Raw genomic sequence first — 19,173 nt, forward strand, 5'->3', positions numbered from 1 at the left:
GCGTAGGTACCCGAAGAAGGTGAAAACCGGGTACCTACGCGTCTGTTCGCGGTGTATCCGGCTCATTCGGTGATCGCGATGAACTCCGGCGTGATCTGATCACTCATCGCTGCCCACGGAACCGTGACGATCTTGAGTCCGCCACCGAATTGCAGCGGTGGGAAGTGCAGTTCGATACCCTGGGGCGTGGCGACCCAATATTTGAAGTTGACGTCGATGGGGGCGAATTGCCCAGATCGGCGCCAGTCGCGCAGCTCATTCGGGGACGCCGTGGGCGCCAGTCTGGCCTCTACCTCCGCTGACAGGCGGGTCAGCCCTGATGTCTTGTCCTGGAACAGGTTGTCCCAGGTGATGACGGCGCCGCTGCGGGAATCGCAGACCACCGAGCCCAACGATTGCATCGGCATGTTCGGTTCGTCGGTGTTGTATTGACCGACGAAGATCTCCGAGACGGTAGTGGGCCGCACCTTCATGGTGCCGGTCGCATCGAATGTCCACGGACGCCGCGTCGATCCGTTCCAGGTGGCTTGCTGAACTTCGCGATTCGCCGCGGCGTCGATGCGGTCGTTGACGACCGATGCCACCGGGGAATTGCCGTCGAAATGTTGATAGTGGACCGACCAGCTGCCCAACCCGTCAGGACTCTGGCCCGAGATCAGTGCGTCGGTGTGGCCGGCAGGTTCTGCCCCCGCGGCGTTTACGGTGAAGGGCGTGATGATGACGAATGCTGTTGCCACCCAGATCCAGTGCCGCATGCCGCTACTCGAGCTCGACGCTGCTGGCCAACCATCGTCCGTCGACCAATTTCATCGTCATATCGATCCTGCTGCGGTCCAGGCGAGGATTCGGATTCGCCACATTGGTGATCGATTGATCTACAAACAACAACACCTCGACCTGGTCCTTGGCCGCGGATTTCACCGCAGCGTCCACGACAGTGCCCTTACTCGTCGCCTTGTTGTCGACGAGCACCTGGCGTAGCTGGGTGGCCGACTGGCTGTACATATCCTTGAATTCGCCTGTGGCACCGTTGAGTACCTGTGCGAAATTGCTGTCGATGGCGTTGGCGTCGATGCTGGTCAGCACGATGGCATAACTCTTCGCCGTGTCCAGCGCCGCATTGCCGGCATTGGTCACGTCGGTGTGTTGCTTGTGCTGCCAGCCCAGAAACGCCGATGAGGCCATAGCCGCAACGAATACGATGAGGGCCAAGGCGCCGGCCGCCCGGTGTGTCCATCGTCTGCGTACGGATGTGCTGGCGGATTTGGGGGAGGCATCCTTCTCAGCTTCCTTGCGCTCCGACGCCTCAGCCGAGGCGGAATCGTCCGATTCGCTTGACTCGCTGGCGGTATCGGCTTTGTCGTCGGTCTCATCGACGTCTTCAGCGGCAGCGGTCGCCTCGTCCTCGTCGCAACGATCGTCGTCCTCGCAGGCCTGGTCGAAGACATCGGTGACAGTTTCGCGATTGAACAGTCTGGTCGCCATGTCAGTCTCTTTCGTCAGTTTGTCGGGTCTGGGGGCAGCGGCACCGACGGTGATCCGCCGAATGGCGTAGGCAGCTTGAGCGGTGCATCCGGAGCCGGGTCTGTCTGCGCCAAGGGGTCGGAGCCTGGAGGCGGGCCCGCGGTGTCGTCGCCGGGCGGACGTGGCGCGTTGCGGGCACCACGGACCAGGACAGACGGATCGGGATTGTTGCAGTAGGTGTAGCGGTACGGCTCAGGGTAATTCGGTACCGACGGCGGCAATCCGGGCTTGCCATAGTCACAGGCGTAGCGCGGATAGATATCGGCGATCACCCAGACGGCACCGTCGCGTACGACACTGCTCAGCGCCTCCACCGCCGAACCGCCGCGGCTGGAATTCACCAACTCGTTGAAGGCGGGCAGCCGCGCCGACGAGATCTGAGCAACGGTCGCGAGATTGCCCAACAGCTGGACCATGGTCTCGGAGTTGTCGGCGATGATGCCATCGGCGGTGGTGAGAGTTGTGCCGCCGCGGTCCAGCAAGGTGCGGAATCCGCCATCCATCGAGCTGACACCCTGCATGATTCCGTTCAGGTTCTCCGACGTATCACGTAACCCCTCGCTCCCGTCGACAAAGGTGGTCAGGACCGTGCGGCTGGTCTTCAAGACGCTCACCGTCTGCGGGAGAACCGAATCCAGGGTCGAGATCATGAACGCGCCACCGTCGAGAAGGGCGGCGAGCTTGTCCGGTCCCTGGTTCGATACCCGAAGTTCGTCGGTGATGGCGGCCAGCTTCGACGAGTCGATTTGGGCGAGCATGCCGTCGCTGTCAGCCAGCAACTGGGCCAACGACACCGGCAGGCTGGTGCGGTTCTCGGTAATGACACTGCCGTCGGTCAAGACCGGGCCCCCGGACTTATCGGGTCGGAAATCAAGGTACTGTTCTCCGGCCGCTGACAAGGCCGACACCCGAACCCTACTGTCTTGCGGCACCCGGACTCGCTTGTCGATCTGGACGACGGCCATGACGCCGGTGTCGGTGAACGTGACCGCATCGACGCGGCCGATGGGCACACCTCGCAGCGTGACGTCCTGCTTGGGTAGCAGACCGCCCGATTCGTGCAGCAGCACGCGCACCGAGATGGTGGACCGGGTGGGGCTGATACCGAGGGTTCCGCCGACGATGTATATCAGTACGACGACCAACGCGGCGACAAGACCGATCACCGATACGGTGACTCGGTGTCGTCCGAGCGCATGGACCGCATCGACCAGTCGCCGCGTGGCGAGTTCCAGCACATCCAAGGGCGTTGTCATCACCGGGGCCGATGCTCAGGTCCGTAGACGCGACTCAACAACAGGTTCCACTCGTACCGGAGACTGCCCACCATGGCGTGCCAATCGGTTCCGTCCGGCCCGTGCATGCCGGGGTCACCGGGATAGTTCATGTCGGGCACTGCACCGAAAGCCAACTGCGGGACGTTTCCGACGGCATGGAGGTTCGGCCCGCTGGTGATGTGGGTTATTCCGAGGATCATCCGATTCCAGATATTCATGTTCAGGCCCGGATCGGTCGCGATCTGATTGAACACGTCCGAGAGCCGATTCAGATCGGCCATCATGCTGCGGGTGTCAGTCCTCTGCATCGACGGGAACCGGTTTAGCAGATTGGTGATCCGTGAGGTCGAATCGATCAGATCAGCCAGATTGCTGGTATTGGCGTCCAAGGCTGCGGTCGCCGGTGCGGCGGCCGACAGGGCTGTGCTGAGCGTGTCACGGCGCGATGTGAGGGTCGCCGCGAGGTCTGCGGTGCTGCGCAGGGCGCTGTCGATCTGGCCTGAGCGTGCATTGAGACGTGATAACAACTCGTTCGAATTCTGCAACAACGCAGCCGCTTTCGCGCCACGGCCGCCCATTGCGTCGCCTGCGCCATTGAGCGTGGAGACCATTCGCCGCACGGCGCCCCCATTGACCAGGAGCGCCGCCGATCCCAACACGTCTTCGATCGCCGGCGCCGAGGTGGTGTGATCCAACCCGATAACGGCACCGTCGTGCAGCTGCGACGCACCCGGACCCTGCTGATCAGCGGGGCGGATGGCGACGAAGATGTCTCCGAGCGGGGTGGCCGAGCGCAGTTCGGCTCTGCTGTCGGCGGACACCGGGACATCGGCGCTGAGTTTCATCGTCACGAACGCCGAGAACTCCTTGGCCGTAATGGATTCGACCTCACCGATATCAGCGCCGTTGAGTTTGACCTTCGCCTTGGGTGGCAGGTTCATAGCGTTGGCGAATACTGCCGTCACCGTCACGTCGCCGCTGACGTTCCCGGGCGCCGGTAGCGGCAGGCTCTCCAGCCCCGCCGAACATCCGACGAGACCCAAACCCAGCAGTGCCGCACCCAGCGCCCGTGCGGTCCTAGCACCGGAAAAGACCGTCATCCGCCGGCTCCCGCCATCCGTTCGAGTAGACCCGTCATACCCTGGACAAGGAATGTGGTGCCGAACTCTGGCCCATAATCAGAGATCGTCCCCGTGGCACAACCCAGGTCCTTCAGCCCGGCGAGATTGCAGATTTCCTTGGTCAACTGGCTGTTGAGCAGGAGCTTGTCGAGCAGCGGATGAATCCTCAGAGCGTGGCCGTTCTGGTCGACCGCGTTGTACATGTTGGTGCCGACCAGCGGCAGGACATCCAGGATCTCTTGAAGCTCGCGCCGGTAGTCGGTGAGGGTGCCGGTCAGCTTCTGGAAGTTACCGATAGTGCCCTTGAGTCCCTCACGGTTGTTCTGCAAGAGCGCTGTCGCCCGGTCGAGAATCTGATTGATCTGCGCACCGGTATCTCCGGTTCCAAGATTCTCCGAGGCGACGAGGTCGCTGAGCGAGTGGATGCTCGTGCCGAAATCGCGGATCGCCGTGTCGTTGTCGGCGGCGGTCGCGGTGAGATCGGCGAGGCTGGTGGCGATCGACTGAACGCTCTCCTTGGTCGGCGCGCCGTTGTCCCCGCTGAGGCGCAGTGCCTCGGACAGCCGGTCCAGGGTTGCCTTGACGTCCGGTCCGCTCTGGCTGGATATCTGAGCGCCGACGCCGATCAGATCGCCCAGCGGCCCCTGGCCCTTGCCGTTGCCGCCCAGGGAACGAGAAAGCTTGTCGGCCATCGCCAGAGTGCGATCGAATTCCACGGGGGTACGGGTGCGCGGAAGGCTCACGATGTCCCCGTTGTGCAGCGTAGGTCCCCCCTGATACGGCGGTGTCAGCTCGATGTGCCGGTCGGTCAGAATCGACGTCGCGACCGTGACGGCCTGGACGTCGGCGGGGATGTCGACGTGTTTGTCGATCTCGAGTTTCACTTCGACGTAGGTGTCCTTGGGCACGATAGCGGTGACCTTTCCGACCCGCATCCCCAGCACCGACACCGCGTTGCCGACGTACAGCCCGACACTGTCCTCGAACTGGGCGGTCACCGTCACAGGCCCATCCTCGTTGTGGCCCTTGACGAATAAGACTGCGGATCCGGCAAGGGCCACCACAATCAGGCCGATGATGACGGGTTTCACGAATAAGAATCGGCGGCTCATCGTGGCGCCCTCGCCGGGTCGGCTGGTGGCCAGCCGGGAAAGGGATCGGCGGTGGGTTCACAGTTGGTGAAGTACTGGGCCAGATTGAACTGCTCACCGCGCGCACTCAGTGCGCACATCCATGAGTCCATGAGAATTCCTGCGGGCAGATTGATGTCGAGTGCGTTGCCGCTGCCGCTGGCATTGGCCAGGTTTCGGAACGCTACCGGCATGACCTGTAACGTGTTGCGCACCAGCTCGTCGCGCCGGCCCATCATCTCGGCGAAGTTCTGCAGCTGCGCCAACATCGCGTTCATCTCGGGCACATCGGCGACGACAGTGTGCAAGGTGTCGACCAACGCGGTGGTGCTGTCGAACAGTCGGCGAACCGCCTCCTGGCGGGAAACCACTGTTTGCAACAGATCTCGGCCCTGCAGCACCAGTGCACCGAGGTTGGCCTTCTGATCGCGGACCAAACCGGCTACGGTGTCGACGTTCTTCAGCAGTGATCCGATCTGTCCACGTCGGGTGGCGATCACGTCGGCCAGCGATTTGACGTTCTGCAGTGCCTGCGGCAAAGCCTCGGGTACGCCGACGAGACTCTTGTTGAGCTCGGACATCGACTGCGCGATGCGATTAGCGTCGACCTGCTCGAACGTCGTCGTCGCATCGGCCAGGGTGTCCTGCAGGTTGTAGGGAACCGAAGTGTTGGCCAGCTTGATCGTGTGGCGGTCCAGCTTTTCGTCGCCTGCCGGTGAAAGCTCGACGTAGCGTCGTCCGAGTAGCGTCGTCAGTTTGATGGCGGCATGCGTCTGGTTGCCGACGTGCACGCCGTCGCGGACGTTGAACTTGACGACGACGTGGTCACCGGCCAGTGCGACGTCGGTGACCTTGCCGACCTCGATGCCGTAGACCGTGACCTGGTCTCCGGAGCCCAATTGCGCGGCCTGCGCGAACTCGCCTTGATAACTGGAGTGCCCCAGCGAGAGCCGCCCGACCCCTACGATCGTCGCGACGACCACACCGATCACCGTGACCGACACGACGCCCAGCCATATCTTGTTGTAGCCCTCGATCGGGCGCTTGAGTCGCTGCAGCATCGTGTGTCTACCTACAAATCGGCGAGTGTTGGATGACATTGCCCGGAGAGGCGAGCCGAACGATCCCGGGGATCACCCGGCCGAGGGAGGCGAAGATCGTGGAGTTGATATCGCAGATGTAGCCGTCGACGTAACTCCCGCTCTGTGAGGCACGGGCCAGTCCTTTGAGGACGAGTACGAGATTGGATCCATAGAACGCCATCCGGTCGTGCCCGTCACCGGTGACCTGACCGAGGAATCCGGGTTGCCGCCGCAGCACCGCTTGCAGTTCCGGATGGATGGCACTGAGGATTTCGGCCAATCGGCCCACCGCCGCGTTGATCGAACCTGCCGATGTGACCAGCGAATCGCGCCGCACGGCCAGGGTGGCCAAAGTGTTCCGTGAATGATCGATAACCGCTTCCAGATCGTTCTCCTGACGGGCCAGGATCGCGGTCACGTCGTCTAGATTGCCGATCACGTCGCCGAGGACCTGATCGGGGCCAGCAAACGATTGTGCAAGTGCAGACGTCTGGCTGATCAAGGTGACGACCGAGCTGGAATCGCCTTGTAACGCTTGGATTATCCCTTCGGTCATGTTGTCGACCTGCTCGGGGTTCAGCAGGGTGAACAACGGTTCGAATCCGTCGAGCAGGTAGGAGATGTCGAACGAAGGCTTCGTACGTTCGAGCGGGATGTTGCCGCGATCCGGTATGGGCGAACGGGTTTCGGAGTTGCCGGGCAGGAGGCCCAGATACCGTTGGCCGATGATGTTCTGATACGTCACCGAGGCGAGGGTGTCGTCGTAGAGCACTTGTGTTTTCGGGACTCGGAAGGTGACCTTCGCGGAGGTGCCGTCCAGATCGACACGGTCAACCCGACCCACCCGCACGCCCGCGATCCGTACGTCGTCGCCCGGGTGGAGTCCGGAGACATCGGTGAACGAGGCGGTGTAGGTATTGGTCGGGCCGCCCACTTCGCGGCGCAGCGTGACGAACACCAGCCACGTGGCGACCGTCGTCACCACGACGAAGATGCTCAGACCGATCAACGACTTGCGGTATGTCATTGGCCATTCCCGTCGTTGTTGATCCGGACGGTCGTCCCGCGAACCAGCGGCCCGAGCAGGATCTCGGTGGACGAACTGACCTCGCCGCCCATGATGCGGCCGAGTTGACGCTTTTCGGTGCTGCTGCCCACCGGGCCGACGCCGCTTTCGATCGATGCGGCCTGGGGTTGGACGCTGTTGTCCGGTGCCGGTGCCGGTGCCGGTGCGGGCGCCTCGGCAGGAAGTGGCGGTCCGGGCGCAGGCGGCGTCGGAGCGGGGGGTGCAGCGGGCGGGACGACGGAATCCCGCGGAGGCGCCAGGTTGGGCCTGTTCTCGTTCACTCCAGGAGGAAGCGGAAACCCACGTGACTCCAACGACGTCGACAACTCGGGCGCGGTGGGCACTTCGGGTGCCGTGAAACAACTCGGGCCGGCCATGTCCCCGTAGCGCGGACAGTCGGACCGCACATAGGCACGCGATGGGGTCAGCGAGATGATCGCCTGGGCCTGCAATTGGTTCGTGTCATGGTTCCAGGCCACATCCATGACCCGCCCGACGAGTGTGGTGAGCCTGGATGAGATCGCGTGCAGCGTATCGCCATGGTCGGCCAGTACCCCCATCACGGGCGTCAGGTCCGTGGAGATCTGGATCATCCGATCGGTGTTGTTCTCGAACGCCGTACCGATTGTTCCGGTAGTCCCGAGCCCCCCACTGATCAGATCTGTGAGTTGAGAACGCTTCTCGGCGAGCGTACGCATGGGTTGGACGGCGCTGTCGAGCGCGTCGAGCAGTTCGGGTGCGGTATCGCGCAGTCCCGAGGTAGCGGCGGTGAGAGCGGACAAGGTTGACGGTTCCAGTTCGTTGCCGACGACGACCCCGTTGAGCTGGTTGACGATCTCGTTCAGATCGCCGCCGGCATGCCGTAGCCGATCACCCCGGCCGCTGGTGGCCTGGCCCAACGCGGTGAGCCAGCCGACATTGTCGAAGGCGGGCTGTCGGCCCAGCGCTGAGAGGACTTCGCGAAACTTCTTCAGGGTGTTCTGGAACAGCACCGTCGGCAACGTCTGATCCTCGGAAATGACCATGCCCGACGTCAACGGTCCGGCCTGCTCGCCGTTGTCGACCAACTGCACCGACGACACCGCGAACACATTGGACGGCACCACTCTCGCAGTCACCGAAGCGGGAATCCCGGTGGCCAACCCGGGCTTGAGATTCATCCGAACAACGTTGGGACGACCTTCTTTCGCGGGGGTGACACCGATAACCGACCCGACCAGCACACCACGGAACTTGACATCGGACTTCTCCGGCAGGCCGTCACCGACATTGATCAACTCTGCGCTGACCCGGACGTACCGGTCGAGATGGCCTTGCGACTTCGCCACCAGCAGCACGGCGGTCAGAATGGAGAGCACCACGAGGGCCAGGCCTTCTAGGAAAAGGCGCCGATTGGACGGACCGCGGCCGTGGAGATCGAAGGCGTTGGGCATGGGTCAACCGCCGAATCTCGCGCCGGCATCGACTCCCCACATACCCATGGTCAGCAATGCGTTCAAGATGATCATCACCGTGATGGTCGCGCGCATCGCGTGACCTGCGGCCCGCCCCACCCCTTCGGGACCGCCCGTTGCGAAATAGCCGTAATAGCACTGGATTTGCGCCGCGATGAACACGAAGACCGCACCTTTGATCGTCGCGTATACGACGTCGCGGCCACTGCTGAAAAGAGAGAAGTAGTGCTCGTAGGTACCTGGCGAAGTGTGGGCGATGACGCCGACGACCACTTGAGCCGACAGATATGCCGAGGCCAGGCACACCAGGAACAGTGGCACAGCCGCCACCACCGAGGCCATGACCCGGGTTGTCACCAGATAGGGAATCGGCTTCACCGCAAGTGCATCCATGGCATCGATCTCTTCCGAGATGCGCATGGCGCCCAGCTGGGCAGTGAATCGGCAACCCGCCTGGGTGGTGAACGCGATGCCGATCATGACCGGCACCAGTTCGCGGGTGGACCCCCACGACGACAGCAGTCCGGTGGCCGGGCCCAATCCGAGCAGGTTCAACGCGTTGTAGCCTTCGACGGCCAGCAACGCGCCGGCCGTGATACCCAGGACGACGGCGACGCCCATCGTGCCGCCACCCACGACGAGTGATCCGTTGCCCCAGGAAATATCGGCGAGGTTGCGGAGGAACTCGCGGCGGTAGCGGGTGAACATCACCGGGATCGCGACGATGACCCGGCCGAAGAAGTCCAGTGTGTGGCCCGCCCTGGCCAGCGGCAGCCAGATGCCCTGCGCCGCGCGCAGAACGGGGCGGAAAGCAAGGGGCCGGTATACAGCGACAGCCATCGCGGTCAGAGGCTCGCTCTCGGGAAGAGCAGGAGGTAAGCCTGGCTCATGGCGACATTGACGATCATCAGAAGCAGGATCGACTCGACAACCGCGGCATTCACCGAGTTGGCGACGCCGGCGGGACCACCCCGCGTATCCAGACCCTTGTGACACGCCACAACGGCGACGATCGCCCCGAACGCGACCGCCTTGGCCAACGCGAGCACCAGATCGTCCACGGTGGCGAACGATGCGAAGGTCGCGACGAACGAACCAGGTGTTCCGTTCTGCATGAATACGTTGAACAGGTATCCGACGAAGAACCCGGCGCAGGTGGCCAGACCCGTGAGACCGATGCCGACGACGATCAGGGCCGCGAACCGAGGCACGACCAGCCGATGGATCACCGAGACGCCCATGACCTCCATGGCGTCGATCTCCTCGCGCATCTTGCGGGAGCCCAGATCCGAGCTGACCGCCGACCCCACGGCAGCGGCGAGCAGGATGGCTGCCACCAGGGGCGCACCCTGACGAATGACCACCAAACCGTTGGCTGCGCCCGACAACGACTCCGCCCCAACCTGACCCGCAAGCACGGCGAACTGAATCGACAGTGTCACCCCGACCGGAATGGTCACCAGGATCGTGGGAACCACAGCCGTACCGGCCATGAATGCCGCCTGCTTGACGAACTCTGCGAACGAGAACCTTCCGGTGAAGACATCGACAAAGAGGTACTGCACCGTGCGCACACCAAGGGCCGTCTGACCACCGACTGTTTCCAATGACCGCAGCGGATGCCCGCGCACATAAGACAGGGCGGCCCTGCCCACCTCCGCCAGGGCTGGCCGCGCACCGAGGCTCCGAAAGTCCTCCGATGAAACTACCAGCAGACCCACCCCCCCAATCCAAAATCGACGATCGCGATGCCGCGTTCGTGCAGCTCAATCCCCGCCCACATGCAGGTGCGTCGCCGCAGTGGACTCTCACGTGGGCAAGAGGACCGAATGTTTGGTTCGAACGGGGAGCCTAGCGCCCCACTGACACATGGTCAACGAAATCAGCGACCATCCATCAAGTGAATATGCACATCCGACGAGGGCGTTAATAGCTCAGGGTGACAACGTCAAGAGGAGATTCTGATCCGTGGCGACGAGGACTCGAACATCGCTGACAGCGACCGACTGGACCGGTTCGGACGCCGCCTGTCCGGGTGCAGCACTCTTCTTGTGTCCAGCCTGTGAGAGTGGCGGCCAACGCTTTGGGTGGGGCTCGGCAGAGGTGCATGAACCAATCTCATATTCGCCGTCGACGGGGAACAAAACTTAGGTTAGGGTCGGACGGCGTGGGCTCCCCATCGTTGCGGTGGCCGAGATGTTGACACTGCGATTCGACATGCGTGCACCGGATACGCCGACGGCCGATCTCTACGGTGCTGCTATGGACATGTGTGCCTGGGCCGAGACCCGCGGTGCGGTGCTGGCAGTGCTGTCCGAGCACCACGGCACCGCCGACGGGCACCTGGCGGCACCGCACATTCTTGCCGCGGCAATCGCCGCCCGAACCAGCAGGCTGCCGATTCTGCTTGCCGCGGTGCCGATTCCGTTCTGGGATCCGGTTCGGCTGGCCGAGGAGATCTGCGCGCTCGACATCATCAGTGCGGGTCGGGTGAGCTATGCGTTCGGCATCGGGCATCGCGCCGAGGAGTACGAACACTTCGGCGTGGACATGAGCACGCGTGGCAAGACGGCCGATGAGAAGCTGGCCCTACTGCTACGACTGCTCGCGGGGGAGACCGTCGAGCGTGACGGTAGGCGGATCACGGTGACACCCCGATGCGTCAGTCTTTCCGGACCGTTTCTGCTCGTGGCGGGCGGCTCGCGCGCCGCGGCCCGCCGCGCGGCACGTCATGGCCTCGGCTTCATCTCCCAGACCGCCGCCCCCGGGCTCAAGGAGTTCTACGACGCCGAGTGCCGGGCCAACGGTCATGAGCCCGGTATGGTGCAGTTTCCCGCGCCGGACACCCCGACCGCGGTGTTCGTGGCCGCCGACGTGGATCGGGCATGGGATGAGTTGGGCCCCTTCCTTCTTCACGATGCCGTCACCGCTGCCTCCTACCGGCACGGTGACAACGCGGTGGCCAGCATTTCGCGTGCCGACACCGTGGCGGGGTTGCGTCACGCCGACGGCCCCTATCGGATCCTGACGATCGATGAGGCAGTCGGCTACCTCCGTGGCGGTCGGCCGCTGCCGCTGCTGCCGCTGTGCGGCGGGCTGCCGCCCGAGGTGGCATGGCCGTACCTCCAGCATGCGGCCACCGCCGCCGATCGGGCAGCGGCGGATATTCCCGGAGGGAGTCAGCAGTGACACGACCATTACGCATTGTCGTCTGGGCGACGGGCGGAGTCGGGTCGATCGCGATCGACGCGATCGCCGGGCGGCCCGATCTCGAACTGGTCGGCGTCTGGGTGCATTCCGCAGAGAAGGTGGGGCAGGATGCCGGGGTGCTGGCCGGGCGTGGGCCGCTCGGCGTGCGCGCCACCGCTGACGCCGACGCCCTCATCGCGTTGCGTCCGGATTGTGTGGTCTACGCGGCCAGCGGGTCCGACCGTGATGCCGGGGCCGTTCCCGATTACCTGCGGCTGTTGAACGCCGGAATCAATGTGGTGTCAACGACTTCGACCGGCCTGGTCTATCCGCCGGCCTACTATTCCGCGGAATGGCGCGACCAGTTGGAGGCTGCGGCCAAGTCTGGCGACTGCTCGCTGTACGCGTCGGGAGTCTTCCCGGGATTCGGTTCCGATCAGCTGGCGCTGCTGCTGGCCACCCAGTCGAAGCAGATCGACCGTCTCACAGTGACCGAGATTTCCCTCAACGACCACTACCCGGTGGCCGACGTGATGATGGACGGCATGGGGTTTGGTCGTCCACTGGATTTCGAGCCGATGCTCAAGACCCCCGGTTTCATCGAGATGGCCTGGAAGGCGCCGATTCATCTGATCGCCGATGCGCTGGGTGCCGAGGTGTCCGAGATCACCGGGACGCTCGACCGCGGGATCACCGACCGCGATATCGAGGTGGCGTTCGGCACCATCGCCGCGGGCACCGTCGGTGCCGTCTCGACCCGTGCCGCGGGCGTGGTGGACGGGCGCGAGGCCATCGTCGTCGAGCACATCATCCGGATGTCCCGGGACGTCGCACCCGATTGGCCCGCGTCGGAATTCGACGCCACCTATCGGGTGGACATCGAAGGTGACCCTGATGTCCACTGCGCGATGACGCTGGGCGCTGCCGAGGGCCATGCCGCGGGGCGCGCGGCGATGGCCGCGACCGCGATGCGGGTGGTCAATGCGATACCCTATGTCGTCGCGGCTCCGGCCGGCTTGTTGAGCTCGCTCGACATCCCGAATACGTTGCCGCGGCACGTGTTCGGCTGATATCCGGCCGTACCGGGTGGACTACGCGGCGACCACGCCGCGCAGACTGGTGTCCCGGACGTGGATCTGCGCTGCACGAGTACCCAACTCCCGCAGGGTGTTCTCCGGCACCCACCCCACGCCGATCACCGAGCGGGCCAGGATTTCGTTGGCCGGAGTGCCGGCTCTGATCTCACCGGTCTTGATCCCACGGGCGAGGAGCGCTTTGACCTGCTTGACGCTCTGGGTGAACCCCCACCCCGGGTTGGGGGTGTCGGGTGGTGACTGACGCATCCATGCCAGCTGAATCCGGAACTCGTCACCGAACTGGTCCAGCGCGTTGGTGTGGATCCAGCTCAACCCGTCCAGCTTCTCGGTCGCCGTGCCCGCGGCGCTGAGCACTTCCGTCCAACCCGCAGCGATCTTCTCACCGAAGGACTGCATGATCGCCGCTAGCAATTCGTCCTTGGATCCGATGAGCCGGTACACGGTGCCGGTGCCCATACCCGCCGCCGAGGCGATGTCCCGGACCGTGGTGCTCTCATAGCCACGGCGCCCGAACTCGGCGCGCGCCACCGCCCGGATGTGGGTGGTCTTGTCGTCGGTTCGGGACTTGGCTTCGGCCACCCAGCCCTGTACCACGGCATCGGCGGCACGAAACGGGGCGGACCGGTCGAGCTCGGCATCGGTGGGCCGCCCAGTGGACAGGCCTTCCAACAGGATCCGGCACAGCAGGGTGGCGACCTTCTCCGCTGCGGCGTTGTTCCGCATCACGTCGAGGCCCACCTGCAGCATGGACTGGCAGATCCGGTAGGCCAGGACCGCCAGGTCGACGTCGGAACGTAGATAACCTCCCCACCGGGCCGCCCGCAGGGTCTGCTGCATGGCTTCGAGCATCGCGGTGGGACGACGCTGGGCCAGCGCGACGAGATCGGGGTTGGAGCTCGGGCTCTCGTAGAACGACATCTGCAGCGCAGCCCGGTGTGTCACGGCACACCGGGCGATCTCCGAGCCGAACTGGGCGATGCGGTCGAATGGTGACATCGGTTCGGGGCCGTCCAACCGCTGCTGTGCCCGCTCGGCGATCCGGTCCAGATCGTCGTGGTAACGCGTGAGCAGTTCCACCAGGATCGCTTCTTTGGAGTCGAAATGGTGGTAGAGACTGCCGGGCAGGATGCCGGCGGCATCAGCGATCTCCTGCAGCGAGGTCCGCAAACCCGACGTGGCGATCAAAGTCGCAGCAGTGTGCAGGATTTCGGTACGGCGGGTGCGTTCCTCGGTGGCGGTGCCGGCCCCGCCTGCTCGACCTGGGGCGCGCTTGAGCGTCTTGCGCTCCCCAGGCTTTACCTGGGGACGGCCCACTGCGTCTCCACGATGATTGCCGGCTCCCGTCGTGCGTCATGGGTGATCAGACCCAATGTTTGGTTAAGGCTACCAGAGCGGCACCCTCGCGCTCCTGGCCGCGTGGAGCCGGAGGTCCCGGTGGACCGACGCCGGCCGGCCGGCTCCGCGGAGAACAGCGGAACCGGCCGGTGGCAACGTGGTCCAGTGGTGACTCAGGCAGGCAACCCCTTGGCCAGGTCCAGTACCGTCACGGTGCCCGTGCCCGTCTTCTTGAGACGTTGCGACGACCGGAATCCGAGATCGACATCTTTGGACTGGGCCCGTAATGCGCCAACCGTGAGTTGTTCTTTCGGAATATGGGAGAACATGTCGAAGGAATACAACCGCATGGCGTTTTGATGGGTGATCTTGTCGATCTCGACGTCGGACACTCCGTCCAGGTAGAGGTCCAACGATTCCGGTGCCAACGGCCAGGTGGAATCCGAGTGCGGGTAGTCGCACTCCCAGGTGACCATGTCGAGGTTGAGTTTGTGCCGGCTCTCGACACCGAATTCGTCATCGATGAAGCACAGGGCGATGCGGTCGAGGAACACCTCGCTGGGCAGCTTGCCGCCGAAATCCTGGTGGGTCCACGCGCGGTGCATCTTGTACACCCGGTCGATGCGCTCGAGAAAGTAGGGCACCCAGCCGATTCCGCCCTCGGACAGTGCGAAGGTCAGATCGGGGAACCTGCGCAGGGTGGGGGACCAGATCAGGTCGGCAGCAGCCTGCACGATGCTCATCGGTTGCAGCGTCATCATGGTGTCGACCGGTGCGTCCACGGAGGTGATGACTACGCTCGACGAGGACCCGATGTGCAGGTTCACGATCGTGTTCTCGTCACTGCACGCCTGCCAGAACGGATCCCAGTGCGGATCGTGTAGCGACGGGTAGTCGAGTTTGGTCGGGTTCTCCGAGAATGTGACGGCGTGGCAACCCTTCTTGGCCACGCGCCGTACCTCGTCGGCCATCAACTGCGGGTCCCAGATGGGTGGCAGTGCCTGCGGGATCATTCGTCCGGGATAGGCACCACACCACTCGTCGATGTGCCAGTCGTTGTAGGCGCGCAGCACGGCCAGGCCCAGGTCCTTGTCCTGTGCGCGGGCGAAGTACTGGCCACAGAACTGCGGATAGGAGGGGAAATTCAGCGCTGCGGCAACACCATTGGCGTTCATGTCGCGTATCCGCTCGTGGATGTCGTAGCAGCCTTCGCGGATTTCACTCAGCTTGGTCGGTTCGGCGCCGTATTCGTCGGGCGGGCGACCCGCGACGGCATTCAGGCCGACATTGGTGGCCTCCTGGCCTTCGAATACCCAGGCGTCCGTACCGTCCTCGCGTTGAATCAGCTTCGGCACGTCGTCTTTGTACTTGTCGGGAATGTGCCCATCGAACATGTCCGGCGGTTCGACGAGATGGTCGTCGACCGAGACGAGCACGAAGTCGTTCATATCCATGCTGCGCGACGATAGAGTGGAACAGATATTTGGTCAACCCGTTGCGACGCCGAACTTTGGTTGTTAGATTTTCGTAGTCCGGAACCCTTCGGCGCGGATTGGGGCCGCGGTGGAGTGGGCCCGGGTCAGGCACCCCGGACGGCGACGCCCCGCAGCACGGTGTCGCGAGCCAGGATCAGTGCGTTGCGGGTGCCGATCTCGGCCAGGATGTTCTCGGGAATCCACTGCTCGCCGATGATGCAGCGGGCCAGCATGTCCGACCCCTTGTCGATGTGGATGTCGCCGGCCCGGATACCCTCGGACAGCAGGGATTTCATCTGGCGTATCCGGGTGGTGAACGACCAGGCCGGGTTGGCCGAGTCCGGCGGTGACTGGCGCAGCCAGGCCAACTGGATCCGGAACTCGTCGGGGAACTGGTCCAGGGCGTTGATGTTCAGCCAGCTCAACGCGTCGAGCTTTTCCACCGCGGTGGAGTCGGTTCGGACGATCTCGGCCCAGGCACCGCCGACCTTGCGCCCGAATTCCAGCATGATCGACATCAACAGCTCATCCTTGGAACCGATGATCCGGTAGACCGTCCCGGTTCCGAGCCCCGCTGCGGAAGCGATATCGCGGATGGTGGTCATCTCATAGCCGCGACGGCCGAACTCCGTGCGGGCCACCGCCCGCAGATGGGCGGCTTTGAGGTCGGTGTCGTCTTCGTCGTCGTCCCACGTTGCGATGATGGACTCCGCGGCAGCAAAGGCCTTCGAGCGATCGAGGTCGGTGTCGGACGTGGCCTCGGTGGCCAGACCTTCGAGCGCGATCCGGCATTTCAGGGCGGCCAGGTCGTCGGCTTTGGCGTTGTGCCGGATCACGTCGAGACCCACGTGCAGCATGCTCTGGCACAGCCGGTCGGCCAGGGTGGGCAGGTCGACATCGGAGCGGATCTCACCACTCCACCGCCCCGCCCGCAGCGCCTGCACCATCGCTTCCTGGATCTTCGTGGGCTGGCGGCCGGTCAGCTCCATGAGTTCGGGGTCGTTGCTCGGGCCCTCGTAGAAGGACATCTGCAGCGCGGCACGGTGCTCGACTCCGCAGCGGGCGATCGCACACCCCAGGGTGGTGATCTGGTCGGCCACCGGGACCGGGTCAGGGTTGTCGAGGCGGCGCAACGCCTCCTCGCCGATCCGGTCCAGATCGGCGTGATACAGCCTGATCAGCTCGACGAGGATGGCTTCTTTGGACTCGAAGTGGTGATACAGACTGCCCGCGAGAATGCCTGCGGCGTCGGCGATCTGTTGCAGCGAGCTTCGCAGGCCGGTCGTGGCGATGACCGTGTTCGCGGTCCTGAGGATCTCGCTCCGCCGGCTCAGCTCACTCGGCGTCGGATCGGTGACGGCGGCCAGCTTGGCCGGACGCTTCGCGGCGGGGCGGCCGCGTTTGGAGCCCCGACCCGCGGCATCGGCACCAGCCATCTCGGGCGCTCCTCCTCGTCAGCATTCTCCGGGACCAACACGTGGAACTGAGCCTACCGCCCACGGAAAATCTGGATGGTCAACTCCTGGGCGCAGGAAATGCGACGTCGGCGTTGTCGGGCATGGCGCTGATCCCTCTGCGCTCACACACCTGTAGCACTTCGTCGACGATCGAGTCCGGCACGGTGAAGGCATCGGTGCGTGACACGTCGTCCAGATGGCTTTCGATGTCCTCTGCGCTGGGCTGGGTTCCGTCCTCGGCCAGCCAACCGTCACCGAGGCCGACGAAGACCCGCGCGTAGCGGCCTGCGCATGCGGAGTAGTTGCGGTGGGTGAATGTGCAGTTTCGGCTTGCCAGGAAGGTGACCAGCGGCACGACGAGATCGGGTTGGATGGCCCGCATGAATCCGGATTCGGTGAGGAACTTCTCGTCACCGACGGTCTCGCTGACCATCCGGGAAAAGCCGGTCGGGAGAACGGTGTTGGAGGCGATGCCGTGTGCCGCCCCTTCGATGGCGATGACGTTGGAAAGCCCGACGAGTCCGGTCTTGGCCGCCGCGTAGTGCGCTTCCATGGGCTGGCCGAAGTTGCCCGCCGACGACGAGATGAAGACGAACCGGCCGTAGGACTGCTTCATCATCACCTTGTACGCGGGCTGGCTCAGATAGAACCCGCCGTCGAGATGCACGCGCAGCATCTGCCGCCAGTCCTGTGCGGAAATCTGTTCGAACGGAATGCTGTTGAAAATCCCCGCGTTGCTCACCACCACGTCGAGCCGGCCGAAGTTCTGCACGGCCGCGTCAACAATGGCCTGTCCGCCCTCGGCACTGGCGACCGAATCGTGGGAGGCCACCGCGTGGCCCCCGGCGGCACAGATCTCGTCGACCACCCGGTCGGCGACCGAGGTGTCGTGACCGTCGCCGCCCATGCTGCCGCCCACATCGTTGACGATGACCGAGGCACCCCGGCGGGCCAGGTCGAGGGCATAGAGCCGGCCGAGCCCGCGCCCGGCGCCGGTCACCACGGCCACTTGTCCGGTGAAATCGATCATGATGCACTCCTTGTCAATTGCTGTCCGATCTGTTCGAGGTAGTGGCCGGGGCTGCCCAGGAACCTACTGAAGCTCAGCAGCCGCTTGAGGTAGAGCTGGGCGTCGTGCTCCCAGGTGAAACCGATCCCGCCGAAAACCTGGATGGCCAGATCGCCCACCGCGGCGAGCCGGCCGGCAAAGCCCTTCACGCGCAGCGCGGCCAGATGCCGATCCCGGTGGTCGGCGGAGTCGGCCGCCCACAGCGCGTACAGCACCCCGCTGCGCGCCAGTTCCACCGTCTCATACATGTCGACGCACAGGTGGGCCACCGCCTGGAAACTGCCAATCGGAGCGCCGAACTGACGGCGCACCTTGGCATGGTCGACGGTCAGCTGCAGGACCTGACGCGCCGCGCCGACCGCATCGGCCGCCCAGGCGACGATCATGTCGTCGACGAGGGCCTCGGCGGCGCGCCGGTCGGCATGGGCCAGCACCTCGGCGGGTGCGCCGTCGAAGACAACCCGGAACGCTTTGCGGCTCTGGTCGATTCCTGGATTTGCCGTGATGTCGACCAAGGGTGAAGCGGTGGGAACAGCGTGCAGGGTGTCACCGGCGGCCACCAGCAGGACATCGGCGGCGCCGGCGTCGTACACCTGGCTGATCTCGCCGTACAGCCGCATGCCGTCGTCGGGAGTCCCGGACACGCCGGGCTCGGTGGCCGAGGAGATGGGCGCTGCGTTGCATCCCGGCCCGTGGCTGTCCAGCGCGGTGCTGGCGCCGCGGGCACTGGCCCGGTTCGGTGCGCACGGATCGCGGGCCGGCGACCTGCTCGCCGGTGTTGCCGGGGGCTCCGTGGTGGCGGCGGTCGCCGCGCCGGGACCGGCCACCGAGCCCGGCGTGTCCGGGACTCCCGACGACGGCATGCGGCTGTACGGCGAGATCAGCCAGGTGTACGAC

17 protein-coding genes are annotated in these 19,173 nt (G+C 64.5%); 2 read left to right on the forward strand and 15 right to left on the reverse strand.

Going from position 1 to position 19,173, the window contains the following annotated elements:
- Positions 1-62: 62 nt before the first annotated feature.
- The 10 genes from A5740_RS09875 to A5740_RS09920 are packed head-to-tail and all read right to left on the reverse strand — an operon-like array spanning position 63 to position 10,318.
- Positions 63-737: a DUF3298 domain-containing protein gene (locus tag A5740_RS09875; RefSeq protein WP_175616210.1), complete on the reverse strand. Its 675-nt coding sequence runs from the start codon at positions 735-737 to the stop codon at positions 63-65.
- A 22-nt stretch (positions 738-759) separates the two neighbouring features.
- Positions 760-1,485 carry a hypothetical protein gene (locus tag A5740_RS09880; protein WP_076193571.1) on the reverse strand — a complete coding sequence of 242 codons (726 nt, stop codon included), beginning with the start codon at positions 1,483-1,485 and terminating at the stop codon, positions 760-762.
- Positions 1,486-1,499: 14 nt separating this feature from the next.
- Entirely contained in the window at positions 1,500-2,780 is a 1,281-nt protein-coding gene (locus A5740_RS09885) for an MlaD family protein (protein ID WP_083654014.1), read from the reverse strand.
- Positions 2,780-3,901, reverse strand: a complete 1,122-nt coding sequence (locus A5740_RS09890; RefSeq protein ID WP_076193572.1) for an MCE family protein — start codon at positions 3,899-3,901, stop codon at positions 2,780-2,782. Before A5740_RS09890 ends, A5740_RS09885 begins: the two co-directional genes overlap by 1 nt.
- Positions 3,898-5,034 (reverse strand): MlaD family protein, encoded by a 1,137-nt coding sequence (locus A5740_RS09895; RefSeq protein WP_076193574.1) that lies wholly within the window; start codon positions 5,032-5,034, stop codon positions 3,898-3,900. Before A5740_RS09895 ends, A5740_RS09890 begins: the two co-directional genes overlap by 4 nt.
- Positions 5,031-6,113 carry an MCE family protein gene (locus A5740_RS09900; protein ID WP_175616211.1) on the reverse strand — a complete coding sequence of 361 codons (1,083 nt, stop codon included), beginning with the start codon at positions 6,111-6,113 and terminating at the stop codon, positions 5,031-5,033. The genes A5740_RS09895 and A5740_RS09900 overlap by 4 nt, the downstream gene beginning before the upstream one ends.
- A gap of 7 nt (positions 6,114-6,120) precedes the next feature.
- Entirely contained in the window at positions 6,121-7,161 is a 1,041-nt protein-coding gene (locus tag A5740_RS09905; RefSeq protein WP_076193577.1) for an MCE family protein, read from the reverse strand.
- Positions 7,158-8,633, reverse strand: coding sequence for an MlaD family protein (locus tag A5740_RS09910; RefSeq protein ID WP_076193579.1), 1,476 nt, complete (start codon positions 8,631-8,633; stop codon positions 7,158-7,160). Before A5740_RS09910 ends, A5740_RS09905 begins: the two co-directional genes overlap by 4 nt.
- Before the next feature lie 3 nt (positions 8,634-8,636).
- The gene (locus tag A5740_RS09915; RefSeq protein WP_076193580.1) at positions 8,637-9,494 is read right to left on the reverse strand and encodes an ABC transporter permease; all 858 of its coding nucleotides are present in this window, start codon (positions 9,492-9,494) and stop codon (positions 8,637-8,639) included.
- A gap of 5 nt (positions 9,495-9,499) precedes the next feature.
- A complete protein-coding gene (locus A5740_RS09920; protein ID WP_254849130.1) occupies positions 9,500-10,318 on the reverse strand; it encodes an ABC transporter permease in 819 nt (272 codons plus the stop codon).
- Between the two features lie 532 nt (positions 10,319-10,850).
- Here A5740_RS09920 and A5740_RS09925 point away from each other — a divergent pair.
- Complete coding sequence (locus A5740_RS09925; protein WP_076193600.1) at positions 10,851-11,843, forward strand: LLM class flavin-dependent oxidoreductase; 993 nt, start codon at positions 10,851-10,853, stop codon at positions 11,841-11,843.
- Positions 11,840-12,913, forward strand: coding sequence for a dihydrodipicolinate reductase (locus A5740_RS09930; RefSeq protein WP_076193582.1), 1,074 nt, complete (start codon positions 11,840-11,842; stop codon positions 12,911-12,913). The genes A5740_RS09925 and A5740_RS09930 overlap by 4 nt, the downstream gene beginning before the upstream one ends.
- Before the next feature lie 21 nt (positions 12,914-12,934).
- Here A5740_RS09930 and A5740_RS09935 read toward each other — a convergent pair whose 3' ends face one another.
- The 5 genes from A5740_RS09935 to A5740_RS09955 form a co-directional block, all read right to left on the reverse strand.
- Positions 12,935-14,254, reverse strand: a complete 1,320-nt coding sequence (locus A5740_RS09935) for a TetR/AcrR family transcriptional regulator (protein WP_076193584.1) — start codon at positions 14,252-14,254, stop codon at positions 12,935-12,937.
- Positions 14,255-14,448: 194 nt separating this feature from the next.
- Complete coding sequence (locus A5740_RS09940; RefSeq protein ID WP_076193586.1) at positions 14,449-15,729, reverse strand: amidohydrolase family protein; 1,281 nt, start codon at positions 15,727-15,729, stop codon at positions 14,449-14,451.
- 125 nt (positions 15,730-15,854) lie between these two features.
- A complete protein-coding gene (locus tag A5740_RS09945; protein ID WP_083654016.1) occupies positions 15,855-17,186 on the reverse strand; it encodes a TetR/AcrR family transcriptional regulator in 1,332 nt (443 codons plus the stop codon).
- 79 nt (positions 17,187-17,265) lie between these two features.
- A complete protein-coding gene (locus A5740_RS09950) occupies positions 17,266-18,237 on the reverse strand; it encodes an SDR family NAD(P)-dependent oxidoreductase (protein ID WP_076193588.1) in 972 nt (323 codons plus the stop codon).
- Positions 18,234-19,173, reverse strand: a 940-nt coding sequence (locus A5740_RS09955) for an acyl-CoA dehydrogenase family protein (RefSeq protein WP_371454742.1), incomplete at its 5' end; no start/stop codon positions are given. The genes A5740_RS09950 and A5740_RS09955, both read right to left, overlap by 4 nt.

Origin of the sequence: Mycobacterium sp. GA-1841 (assembly GCF_001954135.1) — a bacterium.
Lineage (GTDB): Bacteria > Actinomycetota > Actinomycetes > Mycobacteriales > Mycobacteriaceae > Mycobacterium.

Excerpts from the sequence above, each read along its gene's own strand:
- A5740_RS09880 (WP_076193571.1), bottom strand. The coding sequence starts at position 1,485 with ATGGCGACCAGACTGTTCAATCGCGAAACTGTCACCGATGTCTTCGAC.
- A5740_RS09885 (WP_083654014.1), bottom strand. The coding sequence starts at position 2,780 with ATGACAACGCCCTTGGATGTGCTGGAACTCGCCACGCGGCGACTGGTC.
- A5740_RS09890 (WP_076193572.1), bottom strand. The coding sequence starts at position 3,901 with ATGACGGTCTTTTCCGGTGCTAGGACCGCACGGGCGCTGGGTGCGGCA.
- A5740_RS09895 (WP_076193574.1), bottom strand. The coding sequence starts at position 5,034 with ATGAGCCGCCGATTCTTATTCGTGAAACCCGTCATCATCGGCCTGATT.
- A5740_RS09900 (WP_175616211.1), bottom strand. The coding sequence starts at position 6,113 with ATGCTGCAGCGACTCAAGCGCCCGATCGAGGGCTACAACAAGATATGG.
- A5740_RS09905 (WP_076193577.1), bottom strand. The coding sequence starts at position 7,161 with ATGACATACCGCAAGTCGTTGATCGGTCTGAGCATCTTCGTCGTGGTG.
- A5740_RS09910 (WP_076193579.1), bottom strand. The coding sequence starts at position 8,633 with ATGCCCAACGCCTTCGATCTCCACGGCCGCGGTCCGTCCAATCGGCGC.
- A5740_RS09915 (WP_076193580.1), bottom strand. The coding sequence starts at position 9,494 with ATGGCTGTCGCTGTATACCGGCCCCTTGCTTTCCGCCCCGTTCTGCGC.
- A5740_RS09925 (WP_076193600.1), top strand. The coding sequence starts at position 10,851 with ATGTTGACACTGCGATTCGACATGCGTGCACCGGATACGCCGACGGCC.
- A5740_RS09940 (WP_076193586.1), bottom strand. The coding sequence starts at position 15,729 with ATGGATATGAACGACTTCGTGCTCGTCTCGGTCGACGACCATCTCGTC.
- A5740_RS09945 (WP_083654016.1), bottom strand. The coding sequence starts at position 17,186 with ATGGCTGGTGCCGATGCCGCGGGTCGGGGCTCCAAACGCGGCCGCCCC.
- A5740_RS09950 (WP_076193588.1), bottom strand. The coding sequence starts at position 18,237 with ATGATCGATTTCACCGGACAAGTGGCCGTGGTGACCGGCGCCGGGCGC.